Here is a 12,532-nt window from a genome sequence, read left to right as displayed (position 1 = left end):
GAAAAAGAGCATTCAAAACGCTCTTTTCATCTTCGACCTTTCGATCTTCTATCTCTTTCTATAATATTCAAATATTGAATGACTGTGTGAAGCTATTATTTTCCGATCTACGTTTGAATCAATAATAAAACATTATTGATGAGCAAATTGCACACTATTAATGGCTTTTTCTGCTGCTTTAGGATCGCGACTAGTGCCCAAACAGACAGAGGTAATCGCATCTTCAAGAGAGATTAGACAATACTCATAGTAAGGTCTGCCATCAAGCGTCGTTGTTTCGGCAGCATAAGCGACTTCACTCGCGTCATTTTTGACCGGCAATGCCTTAAAGCTTTTAATTTCGGGAATATTTTCCATCTGTTCATTCATCACATCTTCATACTCATCTTTAGTGACGACAATTCCTTCAGGAAGTTGTAGTCTGACAGAGTAGAGTAGATCATCGGCAATATTGCCTTTTCTGGCTTGTAGTAAAATAAGATTATTAGGATCCGTACCTGGCAATCTCTCGGCAATTACGAAATCTTTCATACCGGTCACATCTTGGTAATCTGTATTTAACTCAATCGTAAAATAACCCTCTGTAGGAGAAACAGTTTTCACTGATTCACCACAAGAAGCCAAAATGAACATTGCACTCAATGCTGTAATGGTAATGGGCAATATTTTTTTCATACTATAATATTCCTGATTTCTACAATGTGTAGTGTAATAATACAATTAACAGACCGATCCTGATTTATAGCAAAATCATTCTATAACAAGCCATTTTCTGCTAGGTATTGAATTAGATATTGAATTAGATATCAAACTTAATATTGAGTAAATAACGAATGATTGATATTACCACAAATCACTATTTTCGTTAACAATCTATTCTTTGCAAGCGCAACTGATGATAATGGGGAGATACTAAAGTGCTCACTTGCTGTTTGAAATTGTCCATATTCCCGGTCGTCATTAAAGTCAGATGCACTTGTGGCTCAATTCCCTCTGTTTGATTATTTGAATCTAATGATGCTAATTTACCAATTTCAGAGAGACGTTGATCACATTGTGCCACGATAGAACGAGCGGGATTAATGAGAGATACCCGTTCCGGAATATGACGAATAATGGCTTCTGTCAAAAATGGGAAATGAGTACAACCTAAAATGAGTTGATCTACTGGATAATCCCATACCACTTCTAAACTTTTTGCGAGAATTTTATCAACAACCGATGAATCTAAATATTCCCCAGACTCTACTAGATCAACCCATTTTGTTCCGGTAATAGGATGTAATGTGCAATGGCTAGCATAGCGGTTTACTAAGTTAGATAAACGTTGACTTTTCAATGTTGATTCCGTAGCAGCTACGGCGATATGCATCGTCTTCGTCATCTCTGCTGCAGGTTTTATCGCTGGCTCAACGCCGATGATAGGTAATTCTGGATAGCGAGTTCTTAGAAGATCCACACTGACCGCTGTCGCTGTATTGCAGGCAATGACAAGAACATCGATTTTGAGGGTAAGAAGATATTGCGTTAAAGCTAACATTCGTTGGTAGATATAGCGGTCAGATTTCAGCCCATAAGGGAGATGCCCCGAATCTGCAATGTAATAATAATGACTATTCCCCGGTAATGAGCGATGTAGAAAACTATTTAAGATCGAAAAACCGCCAACACCAGAATCAATAAGACCAATTTTAAGATTACAGGGAAGATTTTGTTGCATTATTCTGTTCGCTCTCTTTCATCATCAACGCTAACGACGCACCATTGGCACAACGATTGCGGGATCCACTGGCGCACTCTCTTTTTCAGGTTCACTATACATAACCTCTTCAGCAAGTGCAGAGAAATCTTCAGGATCAATAGAGAGCGACTCTTCATAGATCGCTAAATCCCACATCTCAAAGAGGGTACCATTTCCAAGAATAATCATTTCCCCACTAATCTCGGCATAATTCATAAGACGTTTAGGTAAGAGAATACGGCCTTGACCATCGAGTGATACTTCCGTCGCTCCTCCACGAACAAAGCGGGCAAAATCACGCTCTTTTTTGATAAAAGGATTGAGTTTATTGAGTTCAGCTTCCACATCTCGCCAAGCATCAATAGGATAGAAATTAAGACAGTGATCTAAAGCGCGACTAATAACAAATTGATCGATACCATCGAGCTGTTTTCTCAGGGCAGCAGGCAACGCAATACGATTTTTCGTATCGACCTTGACCTCATACTCCCCAAGAAATTGATAATTTGCCATTGTTTTATCTGCTTAGTCCATTTAATTAATATCCATACGTAAGTGCTGTCATCCATTGCTACATCAATATGTTATCCGCTCCATTTTTATACTAATCTATTCTAAAAATAGAGCAGGATAGATAAAATACGCATCAATAGTCATAATTACTGACTATAATACGATAAGTTATGATTCAATAGCGAATATTTTCTGCCATCTTATTGATTTATTTCGGTTCAACCAACCAAATGAGCGGCTTAAATTCTCGCATAGTAAATTTCGGGATATCCGGTAAACGCTTGTATAACTCTGGGTCCATCCGTCTTTTAAGAAGTTGAAAAATCTCTTTAAATTCTTTCAATTGTGTCGTATCCGTTCGCTCTAATAATCCAGTCAGATAGGAGAGTTGGGAGAGAATAGATTGCATCTCAATTAGTTCATCATTAATCGCTGTAATATCGTGTTCCCGCTTTTTCGCAGGCTCATCTTTCATTCGCTCAAGTGAGTTCGAAAGCGCAACAATAGAGGCTTGCGCTGTTCGCAAGGCTAGCTTGAGATCTGCATCATCTTCATTGATTTTAAGAATCTTCCATTTCTCAATTTCAATCATCACATTGTATAGACTCTCTCTAGCGGTAGAGAGTAATTTAGGGAGATTGATCTTTTCCCAACTCGGTAAAATGTGGCTAAAACCTAAGGCAATCGCCGCCCCAATAAGCGTATCAATAATCCGCTCAATAGATAAACTCACGCCTTGCATCATTGTCAGATCTTTACTGATATTGAGAAGGATCAAGACATAAACGGTGGTAAAAGTGACACTTAATGGATTATGAATCCGAATTAAACCATTGTTGAGAATGACTGAGATAAAGAGAATGCTTAAGAGCGTCATCGTGGAGAGCTCAATAGAGATTAAAATCCCGCCAATAAGACAGCCAATAATCGTCCCAATAATTCGATTTCGACTACGTTCTTTTGTGAGACTAAATCCGGGGCGCATTAAGCTTAACAGGGTAAAGGCAATCCAGAAGCCGTGTGATAAGAAGTTTGTCAGACTCACTAAGAGTAGGGCAAAGAACATTGCGAGCGATGAACGAATGGCAAATCGAAGCACCGGCGAGCGAAGCGTTAGATTTTGAATAATATAGTCATTAGACCAATATGAGTGAGACAGAAACTTCTTCAATTTATGCCGAGGAATAACGGTATCAAATTCCTCATCATCCACAAGGAATGTGCGAATACGCTCAAGATTTCGAGAGAGCGACCAGACTTTACGGAAATGGTTCGCTACGATTTGATAAGCATCGAGATCATCACCGGTTAACTCTTTCCGGCGAAGTAACTCTAATTCATACTCTAAGGCTCTCAGTTCTGCTTTAAAACCAAGACGCTTGAGCATATCGCCGGCACGAAGAGAGTACATTCCCATCTCTTCAAGGTTACGGCCTGCTTTTGCAAAGCTATCCCGGAAGAAGATCTGAAGATCACTATTGGGATATTTTTCTCGAATCACCACAAAATCTTGCAATGGAATGGTGGCAATTTCCCGTGTTTCGATCAGTAGCAGTAATTCATTGACCATCTGATTGAGCCGATGATCTTTCTCGTAATCTAAGCGAAATAGAACATCTCGCATTACTTGTAATTCTTCTAACAACTCAGTTTGTGAATTAATAAAGTTTTTAAATTCTTTCTCAATATCCACATTTTGCCGATAGCACTTTGAGAGTGCTTGCAGATAGCGAGAGAGCTGAAAATAGATGCCGGACAAGTGCTGGCGAATAATATAGACTTCAAACACTTTACTAATAATCATACTAAAAGCAAAGTAGAAGAGCGCCCCGAAACAGAAATAGGCGATATAGACAACCGGTGGTGCTGCGTGATTAGAAGCCGCTAAGAGCGCCGTAAAACTCACAATAAATCCTAGCGCAATAAATTTTACCCGAAATGCATAGATAAAAGCGACAATAAAAGAGACGCCGGCAAGGGAGGTAATTTTAAGGAGATGTAATCCCTCGGGTTGGAAGATAAAGGCAAGGGTAATGACAACAATTGCAATAAAGGTGACAAGCATCTCATTACGTTTATGCTTCAAAGTTCCCATCTGATCGGCAATCGACATCGTCAAGCTACCATAGCCGGCGATCATCAAGATCGGTAAGGGAATATCGAAGAAATAGAGAAAAATCACAGGAATAAAAATGCCTAGCGCCATTTTGACACCCATAGCAAAATCGCTGCTAAAGAAGAAACGATGAGTCGCTGTGATGAAGTGCTGCATAACGAAATTAATCCCTAGTTGAATAATAGTTTTATAAATCTGTACTTTTATAGGTTCTGCAATAGCTGTGCTATTAGATCGCTTTGACTATTTTGCCATTTTTGTAACTTTATAAATATGTTACGTCCATATTATCAATATGAACTCTGTAGTTTAGCGCATATTGTTAATAATATAAAAAGTATTCCTGACAATCTGTGATCTATCGGTTAAGAAAAGTCTGTAGACATAAAGAAGGTGTTATAAAAATGATGTGCAATGAAGCTCCAAAATTTTATAACACCAAGATTTTTCGATGATAGAGACGTTTTATATTACCTATTAGAATTACAAACTAAAGATTAAAAACGTCAATCTATCATCCATTGTATCTGCTCTTTTAATGATTCAAGTATTCAATTAAAAGAAAGCAAATTTTAACAAAAAGAGGAGAGCAATAATATAGGTCGCAGGGTGAATATCACGATATTTTCCGGTTCCTAATTTTAATGCCACAAAGCTAATGAAACCAAAAGCAAAGCCCTCGGCGATTGAATAGGTAAAAGGAATCCCTAATACTAAAAGTGCCGCAGGAATAGAGTCTGTTGGCGAATCCCAATCAACTTCTGTTAATTCACGAAGCATTAAGCCTGCAATATAGACAAGCGCCGGTGCTGTCGCATAAGCAGGAATAGAAGCGGCTAGTGGTGAGAAGAAGATTGCAAGTACGAAACAGAGCGCAATAGTGATCGCTGTTAAACCTGTGCGGCCCCCTGCTTGAACGCCGGAAGTACTCTCAACGTACGCTGTTACTGAACTTGTTCCTAAAAGACTTCCGGATAAAATTGCCGTACTATCGGCAAAAAGTGCACGATTAAAGCGTTTTTCAGAATCAGGAACATTTTCATTGAGTAGACCACTACGCTTAGCAACACTCATTAATACACCGGTTGCATCGAAGAGCTCAACAAGTACAAGAGCAATTAAGATCTGAACGAAGCTGCCACTCAATACTTTTGCAAAGCTCAGTTCAAAGAATGTGGGCGCCAATGACGGTGGCGTTGAGATAACGCCGACAAATTGGTTGTGACCGGTGAGAGCACTTAAAACAGAGACAATTAAAATACTGATTAAGATCGCGCCTTTCACTTTAAAGTTATCGAGAACAACGATGAGGAAGAATCCTAAGATTGCATAAAGTGCGCCAGGTGTTGAGAGATCACCGAGGCTGACAATAGTTGCAGAATTCGCTTTGATAATACCAACTTCAGGATTTGATAGGCCAATAAAAGCAAGGAAAAGTCCAATACCTGCACCGATAGAAGCTCGTAATGAGCGAGGAATTCCTTTAATGATCCAAGAACGAAGACCTGTTGCGGTTAGAATAAAGAAGATCACCCCGGAGACAAATACCGCGCCAAGTGCTTCTTGCCAAGTATAACCAAATCCGCCTGTTGCGATCGGTGCGGTAATCGTGAAAGCAAAGAATGCGTTTAAGCCCATTCCAGGTGCAAGACCGACAGGATAGTTTGCAACTAATGCCATGACAACGGTACCAATCGCTGCAGCTAAACAGGTTGCCATAAAGATCGCATCCATATCCATACCACTTGCGCTGAGGATTTTAGGATTGACGAAAATGATATATGACATCGTTAAAAAGGTGGTAAGCCCAGCAAATATTTCTGTACGGAAAGTGGTTCCGTGAGCCTTGAGTTTAAAGAGTTTCTCTAACATGGTCTGTCCTTTGACAAGAATAATAAAAAAAGCCTCGTGGTATTCGAGACTTATTAATAAATTAAGGTGTATTACTGGCTTTTACCTTTAGGGGGAATGAGCAGTGATAGTACAATTGAGCCGATCAGTGTCACTAAAATAACACTTAAAGAGAGTGCAATAGGCAGGTGATAATCGAAATAGAGCACCAACATCTTAATACCGATAAAGATGAGAATAATCGCTAAACCATATTGTAATAGGTGGAAGCGCTCAGCCATATCTGCTAATAAGAAGTACATTGCACGCAATCCTAAAATTGCAAAAACATTCGATGTCATCACAATAAAGGGATCAGTGGTGACAGAAAAGACCGCCGGCACTGAATCTACCGCAAAAATAACATCTGAAATCGTAATCATCACGAGTACGAGGAAGAGTGGCGTTGCATAACGAACACCTTGTTCCACTACGAAAAAGTGCTCATGATGATATTGATCGGTTGTTCTAAAGAGACGTTTTGTAACCTTAATAATTTTATTCTGACTTAAATCGGCTTCTTCATCGTGTCCAAAACACATTTTAATCCCGGTAAAGAGTAGAAATGCACCAAATAGATAGAGAATCCATTCAAATTTAGAGATTAGGTAGCTACCGATTAATACCATCACTATGCGGAGGAAAACGGCGCCTAATACACCATAGACAAGAACCCGCCGCTGATAGATATTTGGAACTTTAAAGTAACCAAAGATTAATAGGAAGATAAAGATATTATCGATCGAGAGCGATTTCTCAACCACATAACCTGTTAAGAACTCAAGGGCTTTACTGAGTGCAAAATCACTCTGTGATCCGACTGCTTCAGGTATCGCATCTGCCGGTAAAATATTGGCTAAATACCACCAAAGCCCCAAATCAAAGAGAAGCGCTACCGTAATCCAGATAATCGTCCAGATCAGGGCTTCCTTGATACTAACTTTATGATCGCCACTTGTTTTAAGGGCAAACATATCTATCAAAATCATGATCGTAACAACTACTCCAAATATTGTGTAGAGTAGAGGAGAACCAATAGAGACATGATGTGTCACAGCGCGCTATTCCTTGAGCTATTAAAAAGGTAAAGTATCAAAATTTAAAGTAATTCGCTAGATGTTCAGCAAAAGATATTTGAGGCTCCGCTTCTAATTGGGCAAGTTTCTCTAAAGATTCTTGAGCGATCTGCTGATATTTTTCCGTTGTCTTTGGATCTAATGAAGATTCATTCGATTGATATAATGCTTGTGCTTGATTTAAAAAGAAATCCTGATAACGTTCACCGCTCTCTTGCAATCTATTTAAAACGATTTGTGAGGGGAGTAATGTCGGATTGTGCAATTTAGCGCGCATACTTTCAAGTGCTTTTTGATACTCCGAGCCAAGTAGTATTGCAATGGGAGAGAGCCAATCTAAAGTGGCCTCTAAAGCAGTTTGAAGGGACATACTTTCATATTCGATGACGATTACATCGGTTAACGACAATCCTTGTTTCGCCACTTGTTTAAGATTTTTCTGATTATGTTCATACTCTTTTTGTGAGAGTTCCGGTGCATCTGTCAACAGTGCAGCGGTTAAAAAGAGCTGAATAAAGCGCATTGATTCAAGATCAATCCCCTCGGCGATTAATGGATTAATATCAATAGAGCGAAGTTCAATATACTCAATACCCCGATTTTTGAGCGCTGTCAGGAAGTTTTCCCCTTTTTTAACAATCTGTTTAGGGCGGATACTCGCATAATATTCATTCTCAATTTGAAGAATATGATTATTGATCTGATTATATTCGCCATTCTCAATGACCGGGATTTGCGAGAAAATATTACAAGGGGTTGTGATAGCGTAGTGAATATTTTCGACAAAAGTATCAATACTATTAAAAGAGACATCGAAATGGCACTTATTATTACCATAACCGATATCAGAAAGACGTAATGATTCCCCTTTAGATAGATAACTATCGGTTTCATTAAGCGATTCAAAAGTATTCTCTTTATCGGCTAAAAAGCTCTTATCCATTACCGGAGAAGCGCCTAGGAAGAATGGAATAATGTAACCATAACGGGAGACATTACGACAAGCGTGCAGATAACGCGCTGTTTTAAAGTCTTGAAGCGAGCCATTAAATTGTGCCGCCTCTTTCCACGCTTCAAATACTGTATCTTTAAACGAGAAATTATAGTGAATGCCGGAGATCACCTGCATCATCTTGCCGTAGCGTAGACTCAATCCTTTGCGATAGAGCGATTTCATCTTTGCATCGTTAGAACTTCCGTAATGCGCAATGGTAATCTCATCTTCTGAGTCAATAATGGGTGGCATTGAATTGGGCCAAAAGAGCTCGTTATCAAGTTGCGATAGGGTAAAACGTTGAATCTCACAAAGTTCAGCTAAGGCAGCTTCAGGTTTTGAACTAGGATTGGTCACAAACTCTAAGAGAGGTTCAGCAAAGTCAGTGGTAATATGACTATTGGTCAGCGCTGAGCCTAGTGCTTTAGGGTGAGATTTTTCACTAATGCGTCCATTTTTTGCATCTACACGTAAAGTTTCCCGTTCAAGTCCAATATTGACCTCTTGTAATAAGGTCTTATCTTCCTGAAGAAGATCTAATTGTTCGCTTAAACGAGTTTGTAAACGTTGATGTAGAGAGCTCATAATATATCCTTTAATGGTGATCTATCATATTCAATAATAACGGTGATTAATAATCGTTATCAATAGCACTTATAATTATAGCAATATCGGTTCAAAGTAACCTTATTCAAATGCCGGCGCATCAGCTGATCGGGGCAAGGAAGCTATTCTATCCGGCATCTTGCAAGTGTTGGTGAGTTCAGGTTTTATCTTCTTTTAAAACCTCACAATAGCTGTTGAAAAACCATTTTTCTTAAACCAAATTGACTACAGTAACAACTTAGTAATGAATTCATAATCGTGACTTATTGAGAATTCCCAATAAGCTTATAATGTTCAATATCCAATATCTTATCCTAGAGTGAAATATAGGATATCAATCATATTGATGCAGATTAACGCTCATCTAGATTATCATTCTGAGGTTGAAAAAGAGCTAAATTAAAGCCGACTTTTTCTTGCCATATATTCACAATATTACAGAAGAGTTCTGCTGTTTTCTCGGTATCATAAAGTGCTGAATGAGCTTGACTATGATCCCAATCAATACCGGCTGCGGCGATCGCTCTTGCTAATACCGTTTGCCCATAAGCCAATCCTGCCAGACTCACCGTATCGATTACTGAAAATGGGTGAAAAGGGGAGTTTTTAATGCCGGTACGTTCAATCGCCGCATTGAGAAATGCTAGATCAAAATGTGCATTATGCCCAACTAAAATCGCTCTTGTGCAACCTTTCTCTTTCAGTGTTTCCCGCACTAATTGAAAGATCTTTTTTAACCCCTCTTTTTCAGAAACTGCAAAACGAAAAGGATTATCGAGTTTAATGCCATTGATCTTCATCGATTCAGGATTCAGCAGTAATCCTTTCTCAGGCTCAATATGGGCAACAGCTGATTTTACCGGTGTTAGAATACCTTGATCATTCATATCAACGATCACTGCGGCAATTTCAAGAAGCGCATCTGTTCTCGGATTGACACCGCCAGTTTCTACATCGACAACAACAGGAAGGAAACCACGAAAACGCATAGAGATAGGGGGAGGGGATTGTAAATGATCAGCCATAATTATGAGAGATTTATCTCGCCTTTTTGAGTGATAGTATTGAATAAGTAATCTGCGAAACAGCTATATAGAGTATTCAATGAAGGGGTATCTATCTGCTGTCTTGAAAAGGGGATTGGATATTCATCGAATCTGATGTTCATCGAGTTGAATATTCATCTAACCCCCTTTTTTATAAGAAGAAAGAACGACCGCTTGGGTCGATCGATATCGTTACAATTTAGTGATAAACCAATTCAGGTGCAACTTTTTCTGTTACACAGTTTTCGTGAACAATCACTTCTTTGACGTTATCTAAAGAGGGAAGATCGAACATCGTATCTAATAGGAGATGTTCAATAATACTCCGCAATCCTCTCGCACCGGTTTTACGTTTAAGTGCTTGTTGGGCAATGGCTTTGAGCGCCTCATCTGTAAATTTCAGTTCAACACCCTCCATTTCAAAAAGATAGGAGAATTGTTTCACGATCGCATTTTTCGGCTCGGTAAGGATATTGACTAGTGCTGCTTCATCGAGTTCTGCTAAGGTTGTAATAACCGGCAAGCGCCCAATAAATTCAGGAATTAAGCCATATTTTGTTAAGTCTTCCGCTTCTACTTCTGCAAATAGGGTTGAGAGGTCTTTCTTCTCATCGTCCCCTTTGACTTCAGCACCAAAACCGATACCGCCTTTCGATTGACGTTGTTGCACAATTTTCTCTAAGCCAGAGAATGCACCGCCACAAATAAAGAGAATATTGCGGGTATTGACATCTATCAATTCGGCATTAGGATGTTTTCGTCCTCCTGTTGGGGAGATTGAAGCGGTTGTTCCTTCGATGATTTTAAGAAGTGCTTGCTGTACACCCTCACCAGAAACATCACGAGTAATCGATGGATTTTCACTACGACGAGAAATCTTATCAATTTCATCCACATAGATAATCCCTGATTCTGCCGCTTCAACATCAAAATCGCAGTTTTGAAGTAGACGAAGCACGATATTTTCTACATCTTCACCTACGTAACCTGCTTCTGTTAAAGTGGTGGCATCGGCAATAGCAAAAGGCACATTTAGGCTACGCGCTAATGTTTCGGCAAGTAGTGTTTTACCAGAACCCGTAGGACCGATCAGTAGAATATTACTCTTACTCAATTCGATCTCTTTATTATCATTTAAACGCTCATTTTCTAGGCGTTTATAGTGATTGTAAACAGCAACACTCAGGGTACGCTTTGCTTGTGATTGACCAATAACATATTGATCGAGATCTTCATAGATCTCTTTAGGTGTAGGCAGTGTTGCGGCTTCTGCTGCAATCTCTTCTTTCAGATCTTTAGTAACGAGATCATTACACAGCTCGATACAATCTTTACAGATATATACGCCGTCACCCGAAATAAGGCGTTCAACCTCTTCTTGATCCTTACCGCAGAAAGAGCATTTTACGCCACTATTTGTCTTATCAGTTGTATTACTCATATTGCTCCCGAAACTTGCGTTGATTGATACTATTATCATTGATTGCGAATAGGTAATGCGGAAAAAACATTACATAACTGAGGCAATATCAATCAGCACATTTCTTGTAATTTTTTAACTTGTGGATTTGAATATTTCAAATATTCTTTTGTTCGTGTTTATTGCACATTATTTTAGATTAGATGCAATTATTAGCATTTAGCATTTAGCATTTAGCATTTAGCGCTTAGTGACAACCTTGTCGATTAAGCCATACTTCGCCGCTTCCTCAGCACCCATAAAGTTATCACGATCGGTATCTTTTTCGATCTGCTTCAATGTTTTACCTGTGTGGTGTGCGAGCAGTGTATTTAATTGTTTCTTAATTTTGAGCATCTCTTTGGTATGGATCTCAATATCTGAGGCTTGGCCTTGATAGCCACCTAAAGGTTGATGGATCATTACACGCGCATTGGGTAGGGCAAAACGTTTACCTTCCGCACCTGCTGCTAATAAAAATGCCCCCATACTACACGCTTGACCTAAGCACATTGTTGAAACATCGGGTTTGATAAATTGCATTGTGTCGTAGATTGACATCCCGGCAGTCACTGACCCACCTGGAGAATTAATATAGAGGTGTATATCTTTATTAGGATCTTCCGCTTCTAAAAAGAGTAGCTGGGCAACAATCAAATTCGCCATATGATCTTCTACTTGTCCTACCATAAAGATAATACGTTCTTTGAGTAAGCGAGAGTAAATATCGTATGAACGCTCACCACGACCGGTCTGCTCAACAACCATTGGTACTAGACGTGATTCGGCATTAAACATCTCAGTATTAAAAATAGAAGACATAATTGATGATTCCTTTGATATACCAGTAATGATTCATTTCAAACGCATCATTTTAGCAGAAATAACCATTTTCAGAATGAATTAATTCAACAAATAGAGAAGTCGAGTTATTTTGAGCAGTTTAAATACAATTAAAAAGCAATTCAAATGCCATTCGAATTGCATTTCGGAATAACCATTCGGAATACTATTCTAAATACGCATTCTGAATATGACTGTAACAATGATTCAATTTTGCTTGGAATTGAAGTCAGGTAGATGAAGACGGG

General features: G+C 39.0%; 10 protein-coding genes. All 10 read right to left on the bottom strand.

Going from position 1 to position 12,532, the window contains the following annotated elements:
• Positions 1 to 132: 132 nt before the first annotated feature.
• Entirely contained in the window at positions 133 to 675 is a 543-nt protein-coding gene (locus tag DC083_RS06970) for a hypothetical protein (RefSeq protein WP_109189494.1), read from the bottom strand.
• Positions 676 to 865: 190 nt separating this feature from the next.
• On the bottom strand, positions 866 to 1,720 hold the full coding sequence (gene murI / locus DC083_RS06965) for a glutamate racemase (protein ID WP_109189493.1): 855 nt from the start codon (positions 1,718 to 1,720) through the stop codon (positions 866 to 868).
• A 30-nt stretch (positions 1,721 to 1,750) separates the two neighbouring features.
• A complete protein-coding gene (mraZ, locus tag DC083_RS06960; protein WP_109189492.1) occupies positions 1,751 to 2,254 on the bottom strand; it encodes a division/cell wall cluster transcriptional repressor MraZ in 504 nt (167 codons plus the stop codon).
• Positions 2,255 to 2,462: 208 nt separating this feature from the next.
• A complete protein-coding gene (locus tag DC083_RS06955; protein WP_109189491.1) occupies positions 2,463 to 4,526 on the bottom strand; it encodes an FUSC family protein in 2,064 nt (687 codons plus the stop codon).
• Positions 4,527 to 4,925: 399 nt separating this feature from the next.
• A complete protein-coding gene (locus tag DC083_RS06950; RefSeq protein ID WP_109189490.1) occupies positions 4,926 to 6,242 on the bottom strand; it encodes an NCS2 family permease in 1,317 nt (438 codons plus the stop codon).
• 71 nt (positions 6,243 to 6,313) lie between these two features.
• Positions 6,314 to 7,315: a TerC family protein gene (locus DC083_RS06945; protein WP_109189489.1), complete on the bottom strand. Its 1,002-nt coding sequence runs from the start codon at positions 7,313 to 7,315 to the stop codon at positions 6,314 to 6,316.
• 37 nt (positions 7,316 to 7,352) lie between these two features.
• A complete protein-coding gene (gene gshA, locus DC083_RS06940; RefSeq protein ID WP_109189488.1) occupies positions 7,353 to 8,915 on the bottom strand; it encodes a glutamate--cysteine ligase in 1,563 nt (520 codons plus the stop codon).
• 374 nt (positions 8,916 to 9,289) lie between these two features.
• Positions 9,290 to 9,961, bottom strand: coding sequence for a ribonuclease T (rnt, locus tag DC083_RS06935; RefSeq protein ID WP_109189487.1), 672 nt, complete (start codon positions 9,959 to 9,961; stop codon positions 9,290 to 9,292).
• 220 nt (positions 9,962 to 10,181) lie between these two features.
• The gene (gene clpX / locus DC083_RS06930; protein WP_109189486.1) at positions 10,182 to 11,423 is read right to left on the bottom strand and encodes an ATP-dependent Clp protease ATP-binding subunit ClpX; all 1,242 of its coding nucleotides are present in this window, start codon (positions 11,421 to 11,423) and stop codon (positions 10,182 to 10,184) included.
• A 219-nt stretch (positions 11,424 to 11,642) separates the two neighbouring features.
• Entirely contained in the window at positions 11,643 to 12,263 is a 621-nt protein-coding gene (clpP, locus tag DC083_RS06925; protein WP_109189485.1) for an ATP-dependent Clp endopeptidase proteolytic subunit ClpP, read from the bottom strand.
• Between the last annotated feature and the right edge of the window lie 269 nt (positions 12,264 to 12,532).

This window comes from Ignatzschineria ureiclastica (assembly GCF_003121845.1).
GTDB lineage: Bacteria > Pseudomonadota > Gammaproteobacteria > Cardiobacteriales > Wohlfahrtiimonadaceae > Ignatzschineria > Ignatzschineria ureiclastica.
The sequence above is the reverse complement of the archived record's forward strand: the minus strand, read 5'-3'. Positions and strand labels throughout refer to the sequence as shown.

Coding starts and splice junctions, on each gene's coding strand:
- rnt (WP_109189487.1), bottom strand. CDS start 9,961: ATGGCTGATCATTTACAATCCCCTCCCCCTATCTCTATGCGTTTTCGT.
- clpX (WP_109189486.1), bottom strand. CDS start 11,423: ATGAGTAATACAACTGATAAGACAAATAGTGGCGTAAAATGCTCTTTC.
- DC083_RS06955 (WP_109189491.1), bottom strand. CDS start 4,526: ATGCAGCACTTCATCACAGCGACTCATCGTTTCTTCTTTAGCAGCGAT.
- murI (WP_109189493.1), bottom strand. CDS start 1,720: ATGCAACAAAATCTTCCCTGTAATCTTAAAATTGGTCTTATTGATTCT.
- DC083_RS06970 (WP_109189494.1), bottom strand. CDS start 675: ATGAAAAAAATATTGCCCATTACCATTACAGCATTGAGTGCAATGTTC.
- DC083_RS06950 (WP_109189490.1), bottom strand. CDS start 6,242: ATGTTAGAGAAACTCTTTAAACTCAAGGCTCACGGAACCACTTTCCGT.
- clpP (WP_109189485.1), bottom strand. CDS start 12,263: ATGTCTTCTATTTTTAATACTGAGATGTTTAATGCCGAATCACGTCTA.
- mraZ (WP_109189492.1), bottom strand. CDS start 2,254: ATGGCAAATTATCAATTTCTTGGGGAGTATGAGGTCAAGGTCGATACG.
- gshA (WP_109189488.1), bottom strand. CDS start 8,915: ATGAGCTCTCTACATCAACGTTTACAAACTCGTTTAAGCGAACAATTA.